Annotated in this window: 19 protein-coding genes, 1 pseudogene and 1 other annotated feature; of the genes and pseudogenes, 18 read left to right on the top strand and 2 right to left on the bottom strand. The window is 43.5% G+C overall.

What is annotated here, in order from left to right; all coding sequences use genetic code 11:
* Positions 1-43: 43 nt before the first annotated feature.
* On the bottom strand, positions 44-898 hold the full coding sequence (locus T546_RS0120525) for a putative ABC transporter permease (RefSeq protein ID WP_024838253.1): 855 nt from the start codon (positions 896-898) through the stop codon (positions 44-46).
* A 177-nt stretch (positions 899-1075) separates the two neighbouring features.
* On the opposite strand from T546_RS0120525, the gene T546_RS0120520 reads away from it, so the two are divergent.
* The 18 genes from T546_RS0120520 to T546_RS0120435 all read left to right on the top strand — a co-directional run bounded on the left by T546_RS0120520 (position 1076) and on the right by T546_RS0120435 (position 17188).
* Positions 1076-2632 (top strand): ABC-F family ATP-binding cassette domain-containing protein, encoded by a 1557-nt coding sequence (locus T546_RS0120520; RefSeq protein ID WP_026893235.1) that lies wholly within the window; start codon positions 1076-1078, stop codon positions 2630-2632.
* A gap of 546 nt (positions 2633-3178) precedes the next feature.
* The gene (gene mreB / locus T546_RS0120515; protein ID WP_330371971.1) at positions 3179-4180 is read left to right on the top strand and encodes a rod shape-determining protein; all 1002 of its coding nucleotides are present in this window, start codon (positions 3179-3181) and stop codon (positions 4178-4180) included.
* 109 nt (positions 4181-4289) lie between these two features.
* Entirely contained in the window at positions 4290-6515 is a 2226-nt protein-coding gene (gene recD2 / locus T546_RS0120510; RefSeq protein ID WP_026893234.1) for an SF1B family DNA helicase RecD2, read from the top strand.
* A gap of 71 nt (positions 6516-6586) precedes the next feature.
* Positions 6587-7297 carry a ComF family protein gene (locus T546_RS0120505; RefSeq protein WP_026893233.1) on the top strand — a complete coding sequence of 237 codons (711 nt, stop codon included), beginning with the start codon at positions 6587-6589 and terminating at the stop codon, positions 7295-7297.
* 42 nt (positions 7298-7339) lie between these two features.
* On the top strand, positions 7340-7831 hold the full coding sequence (locus T546_RS0120500; protein ID WP_026893232.1) for a GNAT family N-acetyltransferase: 492 nt from the start codon (positions 7340-7342) through the stop codon (positions 7829-7831).
* Between the two features lie 17 nt (positions 7832-7848).
* On the top strand, positions 7849-9039 hold the full coding sequence (locus T546_RS0120495; RefSeq protein WP_026893231.1) for a MerR family transcriptional regulator: 1191 nt from the start codon (positions 7849-7851) through the stop codon (positions 9037-9039).
* Between the two features lie 87 nt (positions 9040-9126).
* Positions 9127-10011, top strand: coding sequence for a glucose-1-phosphate thymidylyltransferase RfbA (rfbA, locus tag T546_RS0120490; RefSeq protein WP_026893230.1), 885 nt, complete (start codon positions 9127-9129; stop codon positions 10009-10011).
* 28 nt (positions 10012-10039) lie between these two features.
* Positions 10040-11062 (top strand): dTDP-glucose 4,6-dehydratase, encoded by a 1023-nt coding sequence (gene rfbB, locus T546_RS0120485; RefSeq protein ID WP_026893229.1) that lies wholly within the window; start codon positions 10040-10042, stop codon positions 11060-11062.
* Between the two features lie 24 nt (positions 11063-11086).
* Positions 11087-11932, top strand: coding sequence for a dTDP-4-dehydrorhamnose reductase (gene rfbD / locus T546_RS0120480; protein ID WP_026893228.1), 846 nt, complete (start codon positions 11087-11089; stop codon positions 11930-11932).
* 232 nt (positions 11933-12164) lie between these two features.
* On the top strand, positions 12165-12314 hold the full coding sequence (rpmG, locus tag T546_RS0120475) for a 50S ribosomal protein L33 (protein WP_024838263.1): 150 nt from the start codon (positions 12165-12167) through the stop codon (positions 12312-12314).
* A 24-nt stretch (positions 12315-12338) separates the two neighbouring features.
* Positions 12339-12542: a preprotein translocase subunit SecE gene (gene secE / locus T546_RS0120470; RefSeq protein ID WP_024838264.1), complete on the top strand. Its 204-nt coding sequence runs from the start codon at positions 12339-12341 to the stop codon at positions 12540-12542.
* Between the two features lie 23 nt (positions 12543-12565).
* Positions 12566-13081 carry a transcription termination/antitermination protein NusG gene (gene nusG / locus T546_RS0120465; protein ID WP_024838265.1) on the top strand — a complete coding sequence of 172 codons (516 nt, stop codon included), beginning with the start codon at positions 12566-12568 and terminating at the stop codon, positions 13079-13081.
* An 85-nt stretch (positions 13082-13166) separates the two neighbouring features.
* On the top strand, positions 13167-13595 hold the full coding sequence (gene rplK / locus T546_RS0120460) for a 50S ribosomal protein L11 (RefSeq protein WP_024838266.1): 429 nt from the start codon (positions 13167-13169) through the stop codon (positions 13593-13595).
* 132 nt (positions 13596-13727) lie between these two features.
* Positions 13728-14423: a 50S ribosomal protein L1 gene (gene rplA, locus T546_RS0120455; RefSeq protein WP_024838267.1), complete on the top strand. Its 696-nt coding sequence runs from the start codon at positions 13728-13730 to the stop codon at positions 14421-14423.
* Between the two features lie 40 nt (positions 14424-14463).
* Positions 14464-14609, top strand: a sequence feature (ribosomal protein L10 leader region).
* 60 nt (positions 14610-14669) lie between these two features.
* The gene (gene rplJ / locus T546_RS0120450) at positions 14670-15164 is read left to right on the top strand and encodes a 50S ribosomal protein L10 (RefSeq protein ID WP_024838268.1); all 495 of its coding nucleotides are present in this window, start codon (positions 14670-14672) and stop codon (positions 15162-15164) included.
* Positions 15165-15286: 122 nt separating this feature from the next.
* Complete coding sequence (gene rplL, locus T546_RS0120445) at positions 15287-15658, top strand: 50S ribosomal protein L7/L12 (protein WP_026893227.1); 372 nt, start codon at positions 15287-15289, stop codon at positions 15656-15658.
* Between the two features lie 251 nt (positions 15659-15909).
* Positions 15910-16113: a cold-shock protein gene (locus T546_RS0120440; protein WP_024838270.1), complete on the top strand. Its 204-nt coding sequence runs from the start codon at positions 15910-15912 to the stop codon at positions 16111-16113.
* Positions 16114-16468: 355 nt separating this feature from the next.
* Positions 16469-17188: a polysaccharide deacetylase family protein gene (locus T546_RS0120435; RefSeq protein WP_026893226.1), complete on the top strand. Its 720-nt coding sequence runs from the start codon at positions 16469-16471 to the stop codon at positions 17186-17188.
* Positions 17189-17953: 765 nt separating this feature from the next.
* Here T546_RS0120435 and T546_RS26025 read toward each other — a convergent pair.
* Positions 17954-18449, bottom strand: a pseudogene (locus T546_RS26025) (hypothetical protein); the annotation flags it as partial.

Raw genomic sequence — 18449 nt, 5'->3', positions numbered from 1 at the left:
AATGGAATAAGCCCGGCAGCAGCCGGGCTTATTTGACGAATATTTATGATTTTTTATATTTCTTAGAATATTCTTTTAATTCCTTTAATGCTTCCCCAAACAGCTTAGAGGAAGCCGTAGGATTCCGGCGAAGGATTCCTTTTCGGTAAAAGTTTAAGTATCCACTTAGCTTTTCTTTCGTCTCTGTCAAGGACTGGAGCCGTTCCACCAGAGCGGATTCTTTGATTACACTGGCTGTCTCTGATTTTAAGTTGGTGATCTTCACCAGAGTTTCAGTCTTAAATTCCGATACCTTTTGAGTGGTCTCTGCTTTTAAAAGAGCCATCTGAACCTGTACCTCTTCTAACTCTGCCTTTAGCTTTGTCATAGATTCCAGGATCCGTCCAAGATCCAGGGCTTCCTTCACAGAATGAACGGTATCAATGGTAAATACAATGGAAATCCCTATGACCAGATAGATGGTTACGCTGCTATCTAATTTTAGGACAAGCCATTCCAAAGGTCTGTGAACCACCTCGGTCAAAAGAAGAGTCAAAAATCCCCATGCGATGGAGGTACCGAGACAGACGTAACCATTAATATTAAAAGGATTGTTGCTGTAATCCCAGTATTTCATCTTAAACAAACGTTCCATCACGTATCCGGTCACGTATTCTAAAAGGGATGCCCCTGCCATACCGAACAAAAAGACAAGGATTAAATTTCCCTTTACAGGAAGAGACAGCCAAAGCATAATAATGGCTCCGCTTCCATATAAAGGAAGCATCGGAAGGCGCAAAAATCCGCGGTTTACAAAATGAAGACTTCTTACGGAAACATAGGTAGATTCAATGATCCAGCCAATAAAACAATAGATAAAAAAGAACAGCAGCCATTGAGACCAAGAATATACGTACATAAGCGTGACTCCTTTCGATCAATCACTGTATTGGAACTATCATATACGGTTTTGTCCTTTTTTGCAACTGGAAAAAAGTCTTAGAAGAATCAGGGTATTTTACTTGCCTTAATTGCTTCTGTCATGTAGAATTATGATGTTTCGTATTGTATACCCATGAATAAAGGAGTTATATCAATGAGCATATTAAATGTTGAGCATCTCACCCACGGATTTGGAGACAGGGCTATATTTCAGGACGTTTCCTTTCGGCTGTTAAAGGGAGAGCACATTGGACTAATCGGAGCCAATGGTGAGGGTAAATCCACATTTATGAATATCATAACCGGAAAATTACAGCCGGATGAAGGAAAAGTGGAATGGTCAAAGAGAGTCCGGGTCGGATATTTAGATCAGCATACGGTTCTTGAAAAGGGAATGACCATTCGTGAAGTATTAAAAGGCGCCTTTGCATTCCTGTTCCAGATGGAAGAGCAGATGAATGATATCTGTGACCGCATGGGAGAGGCAGACGAAGAGACCATGAACTCCATGATGGAGGAGCTTGGAACCATTCAGGATCTGCTTATGGCTCATGACTTTTACATCATTGATTCCAAGGTGGAAGAGGTGGCAAGGGCCCTGGGATTAACGGATATGGGTCTTGATAAAGATGTGACCGAGTTAAGTGGTGGACAGAGAACCAAAGTCCTTCTTGGTAAGCTTCTTTTGGAAAAGCCGGATATTCTTCTTCTTGACGAGCCGACCAACTATCTGGATACGGTTCATATCGAATGGCTGAAACGCTATTTACTGGAATATGAGAATGCATTTATTCTGATTTCTCATGATATTCCTTTCTTAAACAGCGTAATCAATATCATTTACCACATGGAGAATCAGAATCTTGACCGATATGTAGGCGATTATGATAAATTCCAGGAAGTATATGCGGTAAAACGTTCTCAGCTGGAGTCTGCTTATAAGCGTCAGCAGCAGGAAATCGCAGAGCTTGAAGATTTCGTAGCCCGGAATAAGGCCAGGGTATCCACTAGAAATATGGCTATGTCCCGGCAGAAAAAGCTGGATAAGATGGATGTCATTGAGCTTGCAAGAGAGAAACCAAAGCCGGAATTTCACTTTATGGAAGCAAGGACAGCGGGAAAAGTTATCTTTGAAACAAGTGATATGGTAATCGGATATGACGAACCATTGTCAAGATCTTTAAATCTCTCTATGGAGCGTGGCGAAAAGGTGGTTTTAGTGGGTGCCAACGGAATTGGAAAGACCACTCTTTTAAAGAGCATTCTTGGTCTTGTACCGGCTTTAAGCGGAAGCGTAGAGCTTGGAGACTATTTATCCATCGGTTATTTTGAGCAGGAGATGACACCAGGAAATAACACCACCTGCATCGAAGAAATCTGGAAGGAGTTCCCTTCCTATACTCAGTATCAGGTCCGTTCCGCTCTTGCAAAATGCGGACTGACTACAAAGCACATTGAGAGCCAGGTTCGTGTATTAAGCGGTGGAGAGCAGGCTAAGGTGCGTCTATGCAAGCTGTTAAACCGGGAATCTAACGTTCTTCTTTTGGACGAGCCGACCAATCATCTTGATGTAGATGCAAAGGATGAGTTAAAGCGGGCATTAAAAGAATATAAGGGAAGCATACTTTTAATCTGTCATGAGCCAGAGTTTTATGAGGGTCTTGCGACAAGAGTCATCGACTGTCGGGAATGGGCATTAAGGCTTTCTTAAGGGAGAAGCATCCTATTATAAAGGGGGTCTGGTTTTACCAGACTCCAGCCTTTTTTCGCTGTTTCGTTCATGGATAACTATTTTCAGGGCGAAAATTACATTACCAGGCTGAGCTTCTTAGATAAGAATATACATTTTTCAATAAAAAAACAGGACCTGGTTCACAAGGAAAGCCAGATCCTGTTATCACGTTCTATCAGAAATGATTCAAAAATGTAATCAAATTGTTATTTAGGGGGGCCGGACGGTTTGCACCGTCCGGTATGAGTATGAAAAAGCTTTGTGATTTCAAGTAAGTTACTTGAAACAAAAGGCCCGTTATCCTTTCGGATAACGTACCATAAGTATACAATGAAAATGTGTCGAAAATGTGTACGATACATTAAAAATTAATAAAGATAATAAAAATAAAAAAACCCCTTTAAAAACCTGGGGTTATTGTATATAATAGGGTAGAAAGTGCGACCTAATTTGCGAATTACACATAAATTTGAAGATAAAGGAAACTTTGGGAACAGGATACAGGAATCAGGAGGAAGAATGTTTATGATGTCCAATGATATTGGAATTGACTTAGGAACCGCCAGTATACTGGTATATATTAAAGGCAAGGGCGTTGTTTTAAAAGAGCCCTCAGTTGTTGCCATAGACCGTGATACCAATAAAATAAAGGCCATTGGAGAAGAAGCCAGACTGATGATCGGTAGAACTCCTGGTAATATCGTTGCTGTCAGACCCCTTCGTCAGGGAGTCATTTCTGATTATACGGTAACTGAAAAGATGCTTAAATATTTTATCAATAAAGCAGTAGGCAAAAAGACGTTAAGAAAGCCAAGAATCAGCGTCTGTATCCCAAGCGGTGCTACGGAAGTAGAAAAAAAGGCAGTGGAAGATGCGACTTATCAGGCAGGCGCAAGAGAAGTGTCTATTATTGAAGAACCGGTAGCAGCAGCTATTGGCGCAGGAATCGACATTTCAAAAGCATGCGGTAACATGATTGTCGATATTGGTGGCGGTACTTCTGACATTGCAGTTATTTCTCTTGGCGGAACGGTAGTAAGCACCTCCATTAAAGTTGCCGGTGATGATTTTGATGAAGCATTGGTACGCTATATGCGTAAGAAACATAACCTTTTAATCGGTGAGAGAACTGCGGAGGAAATCAAGATCAACATTGGTGCCGCATACCGCAGACCAGAAGTATTGACCATGGAAGTAAGAGGACGTAACTTAGTTACCGGCCTTCCAAAGACCATTGTCGTAACTTCTGATGAGACCCTTGATGCATTAAAAGAGCCAGCAATGCAGATCGTTGATGCGGTTCATAATGTACTGGAGCGCACACCACCAGAGCTTGCAGCAGATATTTTCGACCGCGGAATCGTCCTTACAGGCGGCGGCTCTCTCTTAAGCGGCCTTGATGCCCTCATTGAAGAGAAGACAGGCATCACTACCATGATTGCAGAAGATCCGCTGACAGCAGTAGCCATCGGAACCGGTAAATTTATTGAATTTACTCACGGCGGAGATAATAAAAGAGAATTTTAAACTGAGTGAAAACAAGTTAATTTGACTGCTTTAAAACAGCCCTGGCGGTATCTTATGATTCCGACAGGGATTGTTTTGGGGCAGTCTGTCTGTGTTTACGGGAGGGATTATGGCAACTGTCTGCGGATTTGTAGAGAGAATTAAATACAGGAACGAAGATAACGGCTATACAGTCTTAAGTCTCGTAAATGAAGGCGAAGAATATACCCTTGTAGGTAATTTTCATTACATAAGCGAGGGGGAGATGGTGGAAGCGGTGGGAGCCATGACCGAGCATCCGGTCTACGGCGAACAGATGACCGTGGAAACCTATGAGATCAAGACACCAGAGGATACAGCGGCTATGGAACGGTATCTGGGCTCCGGGGCCATTAAAGGTGTGGGAGCAGCTCTGGCTGCAAGAATTGTCAAACGCTTTAAAGCGGACACCTTCCGTATTATGGAGGAGGAGCCGGAGCGGCTTTCTGAGGTCAAGGGCGTCAGCGAAAAGATGGCAATGGCTATTTCCCAGCAGGTGGAACAGAAAAAGGAGATGCGTCAGGCTATGATGTTTCTCCAGGAGTATGGAATTTCCATGAATCTGGCTGCAAAAATCTATCAGGAATACGGTCCCAGACTCTATGGCATCATTAAGGAAAATCCTTACCAGATGGCAGATGATATTCCAGGCGTGGGATTTAAGATGGCAGATGAGATCGCCAGGAAGGTGGGCATTTTCACGGATTCCGATTTCCGGATCAAGTGCGGAGTGCTCTACAGTCTTTTACAGGCCACATCAAATGGTCACACCTATCTTCCGGAAGAGGAGCTTCTCTGCCAGGCTTCAGAGCTTCTTAAGGTGGATCGTCAGCTGATTGAAAAGCATCTTATGGACATGCAGCTTGATAAACGCCTGGTCATCAGAGAGACCGATGGCAGGCGGGTGGTCTATGCTTCCCAGTATTACTATATGGAACTGAATTCCGCAAAGATGCTTCACGACCTTAACATACGTGGACAGATGCCAGAGGGGGAGATACGGACCAAGCTGTTAAAAATCCAGAAGGAAGAGCAGATCGAGCTTGACGAAAAGCAGGTAAAGGCTGTGGTGGAAGCCGTAAACAGCGGTCTTTTAATCATCACCGGAGGACCTGGAACCGGTAAGACCACAACCATTAATACCATAATCCGCTTCTTTGAAAGCGAAGAGATGGAAATCCTGCTGGCAGCGCCCACAGGACGTGCAGCCAAACGAATGACAGAGGCGACCGGCTATGAAGCCAGGACCATTCACAGACTTTTAGAGCTGTCCGGTGCACCGGGAGATGATCGATCTGCCTCCATGCATTTTGAACGGAATGAGGAAAATCCCCTGGATGCGGATGCAGTTATCATAGACGAAACCTCCATGGTGGATATCCATTTGATGCAGTCCCTCTTAAAGGCAATAAACCCTGGTACGAGACTGATCCTGGTGGGAGACGTAAACCAGCTCCCAAGCGTGGGACCGGGTAATGTGCTTCGGGATATGATAGACTCGGAGTGCTTTAATGTGGTCATGCTGACAAAGATCTTCCGTCAGGCCACCCAAAGCGATATCGTGGTCAATGCCCATAAAATCAATGGGGGAGAGGTCATTCCCTTGGGAAAGAAAAGCAATGACTTTCTTTTCATCAAACGGGAAGACCCCAATACCATTATTAATGCTATGATTACTCTGGTGCAGCAAAAGCTGCCGGATTATGTTCATGCAGACACCTTTGATATCCAGATCATGACCCCTATGAGAAAAGGGGCCATGGGAGTAGAACGGCTTAACACCATTTTACAGGAATTTTTAAATCCTCCGTCAGAGGACAAGCCCCAGAAGGAGACTCAAGGAATCATCTACCGGGTGGGCGATAAGGTCATGCAGATTAAAAATAACTACAACATTGAATGGGAAGTACGAAACAAGTACGGAATTCCTGTGGATAAAGGCACCGGAATCTATAACGGAGATATGGGGATTATCCGGGAGATTAACAGCTTTGCAGAGCTGATCACCGTGGAATTCGACGAGGGAAGGCTGGTGGAATACAGCTACAAGCAGCTGGAAGAGCTGGAGCTGGCCTATGCCATCACCATTCACAAATCCCAGGGAAGTGAGTATCCAGCCGTGGTGATTCCTGTATTTTCAGGCCCTCGGATGCTGATGACCCGAAATTTAATCTATACCGCAGTCACCCGGGCAAAATCCTGTGTGTGTCTTGTGGGAATTCCTGAGGTCTTTCAGGAAATGGTAAATAACGAAACAGAACAGCGCAGATATTCCGGCCTCAAGGACCGGATCTGTGAAATCAATCACCTTTCATGATACTCTTAAGGCAGGAAGGGATCCCTTCCTGCCTGTCTCGCCATTCTTATTTGCAAGGAGAACATTCTGCTATGAATCCTTCTTTTTTTGTCGATCTTCTTTTTCCCAGGCGATGCCCTGTCTGTGATGATATTGTTATGCCAAAAGGCCGGCTCATTTGCCCAGCATGTTTTAAAAAGCTATCCTTTGTCAAAGGTCCTGTATGTAAAAAATGCGGCAAGGAAGTCATGAGTGAAAACATAGAATACTGTTTTGACTGCGTCAGGCACAAACATTCCTTTGAGTATGGTCTGGCCCTTCTTAATTATGATGAAACAGCCAAAGCTTCCATGATAAAGATAAAATATAAAAACAGACGGGAGTACCTGGATTTTTATGGAGAAGCCATTGCTGCGCGTTATGAAAAGCAGATACGCCGGATGAATGCCGGTGTACTAGTCCCCATTCCTGTTCACCCCAAAAGAGAAAGAGAACGGGGATTTAATCAGGCCGAAGTGCTGGCAAATAAGGTGGGGAAAGCCTTGGACCTTCCGGTAGCTTCCGAAATGCTTCTTAGAAATAAAAACACCATGCCGCAAAAGGGCCTGGATCCTAACGAGCGTCTTAAGAATCTGGAGGCGGCCTTTGTACCTGGAGAAAGAAAACCAGGAATAGAGGGAGTCATATTAATGGATGATATTTATACCACAGGAAGTACCATGGAGGCCTGTACCAGAGCGTTAAAAAAAGCAGGAATTAAGAGGATATATTTCCTCGCAATTTGTATTGGACGAGGGTATTAGAATGATGTATGATAAGATAAATTATAATTTGGAGGAATGCGTATGATAATTAGAACTGCCGAAGAAAAGGATATGCCAGAGTTACTGGCCATCTATAATTACGAAGTGGAGCATGGATTTGCTACCTTTGATTTGACCCCTAAGACCATGGAAGAGAGAATGGTATGGTTTCGCGAACATAATATAGGAAACCATCCTTTAATTATAGCAGAAGAAGACGGAAAAGCGGTAGGCTATGCAAGCCTTTCCTCCTACCGCCCCAAGGAAGCTTATAAAACAACCGTTGAGCTGTCCATTTATATAAGCAGAGACTACAGACGGAAAGGAATCGCAGGAAGGCTGGCTTCTTCTATTATAGAGATTGCAAGGGAAAGAGATGATGTGCACACAGTTATTTCCGTTATTACCGGTGGAAATGAGGCCAGCATCCTTCTTCATGAGCATCTGGGCTTTGAATACTGCGGTACCATGAAAGAAATGGGAATGAAATTCGGCAAAATGCTTGATATTATAAATTACCAGCTCATGGTATAGAAAGGAAGGATTTTAGAATGAGTCAAATAGATGGATTTTATACCTCCGGCCAGTTCGCCAAAAAAGCAAATGTAACCATACGTACCATCCGCTATTATGACAAGCAGGGGCTTTTAAAGCCGGCAGGGGTCAGTGAGGGCGGATACCGCCTTTATACGGACTCTGATTTTGCCAAGCTGCAGAAAATTCTATCCTTAAAATACCTTGGCTTTTCCCTGGACGAAATTCGCTCCATTACCATCAATGACGATGACAACGATTATGTGGACGAGTCTTTACGGCTTCAGCTTAATCTGGTGCGCAAGCGGATCGAGCATTTAAAGCTTGTGGAGCAGACACTTTCGGAGACCTCCAGGCTGGTGACGGATAACCAGGCCGTGGACTGGAACAAGATTCTTCATCTGATACATATTACTAATATGGAAAAAACACTGGTGGAACAATATAAAGATGCCGCTAATATTAATATACGGATCGGACTACACAAAAAATATGCCAAAAGCCCAATCAGCTGGTTCCAGTGGCTGTTCGGACTGATGGAGCCCCTTGCCGGAAAAAACATTCTGGAGCTGGGCTGCGGAAATGGAGAACTGTGGCTCACCAACAGGGACCGGATTCCAGAAGGTGCAGCCATCTGCCTTTCTGATGTATCAAAAGGAATGATCCGGGACGTAGAAGAAAACTTAAAACACGTATCCGGGAATTTCTCCTTTGAAGTATTCGACTGTAGGCAGATTCCAAAGCCATCAGAAAGCTTTGATCTGGTGGCAGCAAACCATGTGTTGTTCTACCTTTCCAATTTAGATGGTGCGTTCCGCCAGGTACAGCGGGTGCTAAAGCCGGGAGGGACCTTCTGCTGCAGTACCTACGGAGCCGGCCACATGAAAGAAATCAGCCAGCTGGTAAAGGAATTCGATTCCAGAATCACACTTTCTGAAGTAAATCTCTATGATGTGTTCGGACTTGAAAATGGAGAAGAACAGCTGGCCCCCTATTTTCATTCGGTTGAAAAAAGGGAATTCAATGATCATCTTGAAGTCAGGGATGCCGGAGCCTTGATGGAATACATTCTCTCCTGTCACGGAAACCAGCAGGAGTATCTAAGCGACCGTTTCGGTGAGTTCCGGGAATTTCTGGAGCGAAAGATGGAAAAAAAGGGGTATATTCACATCACAAAACAGGCCGGAGCCTTCCTTTGCATCAAATAAAACAGTAAAATGGCAGAAAGTCCTTGACAGTGACCTTACGTCACCCTGTATGATAGAGATATGAAATAATATGGAGGATTTGTAAAAATGAAGGGAATTATTCTTGCCGGGGGTTCCGGCACCAGACTTTACCCGCTGACCATGGTAACATCAAAGCAGCTTCTGCCTATCTATGACAAGCCAATGATCTATTATCCCTTATCCGTGCTTATGAATGCAGGGATTCGTGATATCCTGATCATCTCTACTCCAGATGACACTCCAAGGTTTGAAGCACTTTTAGGAGACGGAGCTCAGTTTGGCATCCAGTTATCCTACGCGGTACAGCCATCTCCAGACGGCCTTGCTCAGGCATTTGTCATCGGAGAGGAATTTATCGGAGATGACAGCGTTGCCATGATTTTAGGCGACAACATCTTTGCAGGCCATGGCCTCACCAAGCGCTTATTAAACGCTGCCAATAAAAAAGACGGAGCGACCGTATTCGGCTATTATGTAGATGATCCGGAACGTTTTGGTATCGTGGAATTCAATTCAGACGGAAAAGCTATTTCTATTGAAGAGAAGCCAGAGAAGCCAAAGAGCAATTACTGTGTTACAGGACTTTATTTCTATGATAATAAAGTCGTGGAATATGCAAAGAACTTAAAGCCATCTGCAAGAGGTGAGCTTGAGATCACAGATTTGAACCGCATTTATCTGGAAGACGGCCAGCTTGATGTGGAGCTGTTAGGTCAGGGCTTTACCTGGCTGGATACCGGAACTCATGAATCCCTGGTAGATGCCACCAACTTCGTGCGCACCATGGAAACCCATCAGCACAGAAAGATTGCCTGCCTGGAAGAAATCGCATACTTAAACCACTGGATCACAAAGGATCAGCTTATGACAAGCATCGAGCCCTTAAAGAAGAACCAGTACGGACAGTATTTAATGGATGTCCTTGCCGGAAAATATATTGATAAACTGTAGAGTGAAAGAAAGTAAGGAGGAACGATCAATGAAAATCATCGTTACAGGCGGAGCCGGATTCATCGGCGGAAATTTCGTACATCATATGGTAAATAAATACCCGGATTACCAGATCATCAATTTAGATCTTTTAACATACGCAGGAAACTTAGAAACCTTAAAGCCAGTGGAAGATAAGCCAAATTATAAGTTTATCAAAGGTGACATTGCAGACAGAGATTTTGTATTTGAACTTTTTAAGAATGAAAAGCCAGATATCATCGTAAACTTTGCAGCAGAGAGCCATGTAGACCGCTCTATTACCGATCCGGAAGCATTTGTAAGAACCAATGTAATGGGAACCACAACCTTACTTGATGCCTGCCGTACCTTTGGCATTAAGCGCTACCATCAGGTTTCTACCGATGAAGTATACGGGGACCTTCCATTAGACCGCCCTGACTTATTCTTCACCGAGGAAACTCCGCTTCACACCTCAAGCCCTTATTCATCCTCTAAGGCAAGTGCAGATTTATTTGTTTTGGCATACCAGAGAACCTTTGGACTTCCGGTGACTATCTCCAGATGCTCCAATAACTACGGCCCTTATCATTTCCCAGAGAAGCTGATTCCGCTGATCATCAGCCGCGCTCTTGCAGATGAAGAGCTTCCGGTATACGGAACAGGTGAAAATGTAAGAGACTGGCTTCATGTATCTGATCACTGCGAGGCTATTGATTTAATCATCCACAAGGGAAAAGAAGGAGAAGTCTACAACGTAGGCGGACACAACGAGCGCACCAATCTGGAAGTGGTAAAAACAATTCTGGAAGCTCTTGATAAACCAGAGAGCCTGATTAAATATGTAAAAGACCGTCCAGGTCATGACAGACGTTATGCCATTGATCCTAAGAAGCTTGAAACAGAGCTTGGCTGGAAGCCAAAATATAACTTTGACACCGGAATCCGTCAGACCATTCAGTGGTATCTGGATAACGAAGACTGGTGGAAACATATTATAAATGGAGAGTATCAGGGTTATTTCGACACAATGTACGGAAACCGTTTATAAATCCATCTGTAAAGTGAGGCAGCTATGAAAGTATTAGTAACTGGCGTAAAAGGCCAGCTTGGATTTGACGTTGTAAACGAACTTTTAAAGCGGGGACATGAAGCCATTGGTGTTGACATTGAAGAAATGGATATCACCGATGAGGAGAGTGTGAACCGTGTTATAAAAGCAGCAGCTCCAGAAGCAGTGATCCACTGTGCCGCCTATACTGCCGTTGATGCAGCAGAGGATAATGTGGATATCTGCCGGAAGGTAAATGCTACCGGTACCGGATACATCGCCAAAGTATGTAAGGATTTAGATATTAAGATGATGTACATCAGTACAGATTATGTATTTAACGGACAGGGAACCCGCCCATGGGAGCCAGATGATGTAAGAGAGCCGCTGAATATCTATGGTCAGACAAAGTACGAGGGAGAGCTTTTAGTAGAGGAAACTCTTGATAAGTTCTTCACAGTACGCATTGCCTGGGTGTTCGGTGTGAATGGAAAGAACTTTATTAAGACCATGCTGAACCTTGGAAAGACCAGAGATAAGCTTACGGTGGTAGCCGACCAGATCGGATCCCCTACCTATACGTATGACCTTGCCCGTCTATTGGTGGATATGATCGAAACTGACAAATACGGCCGCTATCATGCCACCAACGAAGGACTTTGCAGCTGGTATGACTTTGCCTGTGAGATTTTTAAGCAGGCAGGCATGAATGTTTCCGTAGAGCCGGTAGGCTCAGACCAGTTCCCAGTCAAGGCAAAACGGCCCGCGAACAGCCGTATGAACAAGGATAAGCTGACAGAAAACGGCTTTGTTCCCCTTCCTTCCTGGCAGGATGCTCTTGCCCGGTATCTGACTGAAATCGAGTATTAAATAAAAACACGGGAAACTTTTTACTTGCTTTTTATAGTTTCCCGTGTTATAATGTCAAGACATTGCAATTTCATAGGTTTTTGTAAAAAAAGATTGACGAATCCTGCCCCTGTGTGTTATAGTAATTGGGCGAATGGAAGAGCTTAGGTCTTTTTTTTATGCTCAAAAATGTTTACAGCGGATAAAAAGAGACTGAAACACAACAACGAAAATTTAAGTGGAGGTGGAAGTCGTGCGCACAAAAATCACACTGGCATGTACAGAATGCAAACAGCGTAATTACAATATGACCAAGGATAAGAAGACTCATCCGGACAGAATGGAAACTAAGAAGTACTGTAAGTTCTGTAAGAGCCATACAATGCACAAGGAAACAAAGTAATCAGTTTGTAAAGGATGTGAAATTATGGGAGATACAGTGAACAACGAGGGCGCTCAGAAGAGAAGCTTTTTTAAAGGTTTAAAAGCTGAGTTTCATAAAATCGTTTGGCCTGACAAAGATACCGTAACGAAACAGACAATTGCTGTTGTATCAGCATCGATTGCTTTAGGACTGGTTATTGCGATTATTGATCTGATCATCAAGTTCGGTCTCAGTTTTATCTTATAATTCGTAAGGGTTAAGGTGATTTTATGTCAGAAGCAAATTGGTATGTAGTCCATACCTATTCAGGTTATGAGAACAAAGTAAAAGTCGATATTGAAAAAACAATCGAGAACAGAAACCTGCAGGATCAGATTCTGGAAGTATCGGTACCTCTTGAGTCCGTCATTGAGCTTAAAAATGGCGTGGAGAAAAAGGCCGATAAAAAGATGTTTCCCGGCTATGTACTGATTCACATGGTCATGAATGATGACACATGGTATGTGGTACGTAATACCCGAGGAGTGACAGGCTTTGTAGGTCCTGGATCAAAACCAGTTCCTCTGACAGAAGAAGAGATGGAGAAACTTGGATTCAGAAACGAAGAGGTCATTGTTGGCTTTGAAGTGGGAGATACCGTAGTGGTAACTTCCGGTGCATGGAAGGATACTGTTGGTGCCATCAAGTCCATCAACGAAGGTAAGAAAACCATCACCATCAATGTTGAGATGTTTGGCCGGGAGACTCCGGTGGAACTGAATTTCAGCGAGATAAAGAAGATGTAACAAGTAAAAGCGGCTTATACAGGTGTATAGGCTCGTGGGAGGGAAATCCCCGACAATACCACATTTATTTAGGAGGTGCCTAATTATGGCAAAGAAAGTAACAGGATATATCAAATTGCAGATTCCAGCAGGAAAGGCTACACCAGCTCCTCCTGTAGGTCCAGCTCTTGGACAGCATGGTGTAAACATCGTTCAGTTTACAAAGGAATTTAACGCAAGAACAGCTGATCAGGGTGATTTAATCATTCCAGTCGTTATCACTGTTTATGCTGACAGAAGCTTCAGCTTCATCACAAAGACTCCACCAGCTGCTGTATTGTTAAAGAAAGCTTGCAAGCTTAAATCCGGATCCGCAGTTCCGAATAAGACAAAAGTAGCTACGATTTCCAAAGCTGAATTACAGAAGATTGCTGAACTTAAGATGCCTGACTTAAATGCTGCATCTGTAGAAGCAGCTATGAGCATGATCGCTGGTACCGCAAGAAGTATGGGTATCACCGTTGAAGAGGCTTAATTTTCAGACCTAGTCGAAAATGAGCCGTTCGGCAAGGCGTTTGGCCAGCCGAACTTCCTTTGTTGCAATCATCGAAGTTTTGAGAACGTGGGAGGGAAAATCCCCGACAATACCACTAGGAGGTTATTTAGAATGAAAAAAGGAAAAAGATACGTAGAAGCAGCTAAGACAGTAGATCGTACTGTCCTCTACGATGCACCAGTAGCAATCTCTTTAGTTAAGAAGAATGCAAGTGCTAAATTTGATGAAACCATTGAAGCTCATATCAGAACCGGTTGTGACGGACGTCACGCAGACCAGCAGATCCGTGGTGCCGTTGTACTTCCACACGGTACAGGAAAAACTGTTCGTATCTTAGTTTTCGCTAAGGGACCTAAGGCTGACGAAGCTTTAGCTGCAGGCGCAGACTATGTTGGAGCTGAGGAATTAATTCCGAAGATCCAGAACGAAGGCTGGTTGGAGTTTGATGTAGTTGTTGCTACACCAGACATGATGGGTGTTGTTGGTCGTTTAGGACGTGTCCTTGGACCAAAAGGCTTAATGCCAAACCCAAAAGCTGGTACCGTTACTATGGACGTAACCAAGGCAATCAACGATATCAAAGCTGGTAAGGTTGAGTATAGACTTGATAAAACAAATATTATCCACGTGCCAGTTGGAAAAGCTTCTTTCACAGAAGATCAGTTAGCGGACAACTTCCAGACGCTTGTTGATGCAATCGTCAAAGCAAAACCAAGTACAGTTAAAGGTGCTTACTTAAAGAGTGTAACTCTGGCTTCCACCATGGGACCTGGCGTTAAGCTTAACGTAGCAAAGTTAATGAACTAATTTTGTTTTGTGGTTGACATTGATTATAAATAATGTTATACTAACTTAGTATTGACTGCCGAAGACAGCAGGTGCCGTAAGGCATAAGGTGTAAACGCCTGCCGAGGAACATACAAGGATCATTTTTTGTAAATGAATTGTAGACCTCTCTGTCCATTTTTGGCGGAGAGGTTTTTTCTTTGCGGTTTATACGAGCGGGTTTTGTGGACAACCATGAAACTCAGACTAAACAGGAGGTAAACCATAATGGCAAAAGTTGAATTAAAGCAGCCGATCGTAAGCGAGATCAAAGAATTACTGGACGGCGCTGAGACAGCAGTAGTTGTTGACTACCGCGGTATCACCGTTGCACAGGATACAGAGCTTCGTAAGAAATTAAGAGAGGCTGGTGTTGCTTATAAAGTATATAAGAACACTATGATCCGTTTTGCAGCAGAGGGTACAGCTTTTGAAGCACTGGCCCCAAGTCTGGAAGGACCTACAGCTATCGCTGTATCCAAGACAGACGCAACAGCTCCAGCAAGAATTCTTGCAGAGTTTGCTAAGACAGCTCCGAAATTAGAGATTAAGGGCGGTGTTGTTGAAGGCGTATATTATGACGCAAAAGCTATGGAGAAGATTTCCAGCATTCCTTCCAGAGAGATCCTTCTTGGAAAGTTACTTGGAAGCATCCAGTCTCCTATCACAAACTTTGCTCGCGTCCTCAAGCAGATTGCAGACGGACAGAGCGCAGAGGCATAATTTTCTTAATAAAAGCAAGCCAAGCGCAGCTTGAATTTAGAACATTAGCCGTTCGATGAGCCAAAGGCGAATCGAACTTCCATTAAAAAAAACACTCATATTAAATACGGAGGTATATTATCATGGCAAAGTTAACAACAGCTGAATTTATCGAAGCGATCAAAGAATTATCTGTATTAGAATTAAACGAATTAGTAAAGGCATGTGAGGAAGAATTCGGTGTATCTGCAGCAGCAGGCGTAGTAGTTGCAGCAGCAGGCGGCGCAGCAGAAGCTGAAGAGAAGACAGAATTCGACGTAGAATTAACTGAGGTTGGTCCTAACAAGGTTAAAGTTATCAAAGTTGTTCGTGAAGCTACTGGCTTAGGCTTAAAAGAAGCTAAAGACGTAGTTGACGGAGCTCCTAAGGTATTAAAGGCTGGCGCTTCTAAGGAAGAGGCTGAGCAGATCAAGACTTCATTAGAAGCAGAAGGCGCTAAAGTTACTTTAAAGTAATTATAGACCTATTTTCAGGGCCCCATCTTTTTCGAAGGATGAGGGCTCTGTTTTTTCCTATTTTAATGTCTAAACAGTCTTGACATTTTGCCAAAAACGGGTTAGAATGTACGTGTATTATCGAATGGAGTTATGATTTCACATATTTTTGTAAGTCATTATTTTCGGATGATGATTTACAAAAATATGTGATTTTTTGTTTCAGGCGATAAATCAAAAATTATTTTTTTATTTTATAGGAGGTACACGTAATGAACAACGGTACAGTAAAATGGTTTAATGGTGCTAAGGGTTATGGTTTCATTGTTAATGATGCTACAGGAGAAGAAGTATTCGTACATTTCTCTGGTATCATGTCTGATGGTTACAAGACTTTAGAAGAAGGCCAGAAAGTAACTTACGAAACAACAGAAGGAAACCGCGGTCTTCAGGCAGTTAACGTTTGCATGGCTTAATTAAAGCTTCTGTATAAAGTGAGCTTTAAGGGTTGTTCCCCATTTCGATGGAGGAACAGCCCTTTTTTTGCTGAAAGGACAGGACATAAAATGGCCTTTTTTATATGATGGAAAATTGTGCCTTGTGACATGAAAGACACTGCCGTGTGAGAGCCGCATGACATGGTCGAAATGGACAATTACTGACGTAGAAGTACCTATGTGGGAGAGTTTGGCAAGTCAGGTTCTTTAGATATTCTAGCTCAGGTATGCCTGTCTTCTACTTTGAACAAGAGTATGGGGAAGGTTTCAGTATTATTTTCCGGCTAATGCCCATAGATTTAATAATAATGGCAGAAAGCTGGGCTTGTGAATTATGAAAATGAGATGGAAAGTTGCCGTTTTTTTGGCTGTTTTTATACTGGACGTTCTATGTGTCAAAGCAATGTATAAATCCTACATAAATACAAAAGACACTCTGTTTCTTCCAGCAGATGCGGGGGCAGATGCAAAAGATGAGGTGAAGGAGCAGTTTTCCGGCAGCAAGCAGATTGCGTTGACCTTTGATGACGGACCCCACTCTGTTTATACCCCAAGACTGCTTGATGGACTTAGAGAACGAGGGGTTCACGCCACATTTTTTCTCCTGGGAGAAAATGTGGAAGGAAAAGAGGCCATTGTAAAACAGATGCAGGAGGATGGCCACTTAATTGGAAACCATGGTTATAGCCACGTTCAAATGAGCAAGGAATCTGTGAATACAGCCTGTGAACAGATCGAGGAAAATAACAAGCAGATTGAGGCGATTACAGGAGTGCGGCCTCAGTATCTGCGTCCCCCATATGGTGCGTGGACAGATGAGCTTAGCTGTACCACAAATATGACGGTAGTTCTTTGGAATAAAGACCCCTTAGACTGGAAAACTCAAAGTACCAAAAAGATTGTACGAAGTATAACAAAGCATATTGAACCAGGGGATGTAATTTTGCTGCACGATGTTTATCCCACTTCGGTGGAAGCGGCACTTGAAGTAATAGATACTTTAACCAAACAGGGCTATTCTTTTGTCACGGTTGATGAGCTGTTGATTGATTAAATCTTAATTAGTAATTGGGGAGGTAGCAAAACAAACATTAAATTGGTTGAGTAGCAGCTTGTTTTTATGTATTGATACCTTTTTTGCGGATTCCGAATGATTTGTAAAAGTGGTATCATTCGCTATATGGATAACACAATGAATCAAGAAAAAAACGTATGGCCTTATTAGAGTCAAGCGTAATTCCAGAACAAAACTTAGAAAAGAACATTCTAATTGATATGTATTATTTTTTCTAAAAATGAAGAGCGTGCCACAAAACCATTTGTAGAGGTTTTGTGGCACGCCTTTTTTGTTGATTTCTGTATCATTTGTCTGATTAATTACCTGCTTATCATTAAGCATTATGCGGATAGTATTTTTCTTTTCATTTCAGCGAAATCGATTCAAGTATTTAAGTCATTCTATGAATTGCCCATACGATTCCGCTTGTATTGTTGCCACCCAAGTTCAAGTTTAGTGATAGACCATCGGCATTGTAAAATAATCCGATAACATCTCCTGCCGCCAGTTCAGCTTCCCCGCTTAAAGTTACGGATCCATTTCCTAATATTGCTCTTAAAGAGAAAAGAGTTAAATTTACGTTTAATACTGGCACCAATCCCGAAACTAAATCCTGGGTGGATGGAGATGTTCTTCTAATGATAAAGGTAGGATTCTGACTACCAATTGAAGTGGTCAGTGCCGCGGAGGTTGAATAGTTAATGGTCGCGCTGAGGGAATATCTTCCCGATGCAGGAACCGTAAAGTTCCCTGCTGTAGCATTTAGTGCCGTATTCCCAAAGTAAGGTGACGTGACAGTCCATGCTGTAATCTGAGTGCTGCTTGAGACCGCAAGTGAGGACTTAAAGGCTGAGAAACCTGTTGTAGCAATGTTTGGGCCAGTAGGTCCGGTATCACCCGTCGGTCCAGTAGCGCCGGTAGGCCCAGTATCGCCAGTAGGTCCGGTAGGTCCGGTAGCGCCAGTAGGTCCGGTAGCACCAGTAGGTCCGGTGTTGCCAGTCGGTCCAGTAGCACCAGTAGGCCCAGTGTCACCCGTAGGTCCGGTATCCCCGGTAGGTCCAGTGTCACCGGTAGGCCCGGTATCGCCAGTAGGCCCAGTGTCACCCGTAGGTCCGGTATCGCCAGTCGGTCCAGTAGCCCCCGTAGGTCCGGTATCCCCGGTAGGCCCAGTATCGCCAGTAGGTCCGGTAGAACCTGTGGGTCCGGTAGCACCAGTAGGCCCGGTGTTGCCAGTAGGTCCAGTAGCACCAGTAGGCCC

Source organism: [Clostridium] aerotolerans DSM 5434, assembly GCF_000687555.1.
Taxonomy (GTDB): Bacteria; Bacillota; Clostridia; order Lachnospirales; family Lachnospiraceae; genus Lacrimispora; species Lacrimispora aerotolerans.
Note: the sequence above shows the minus strand (reverse complement) of the source record. Positions and strands in the feature narration are given on the sequence as shown.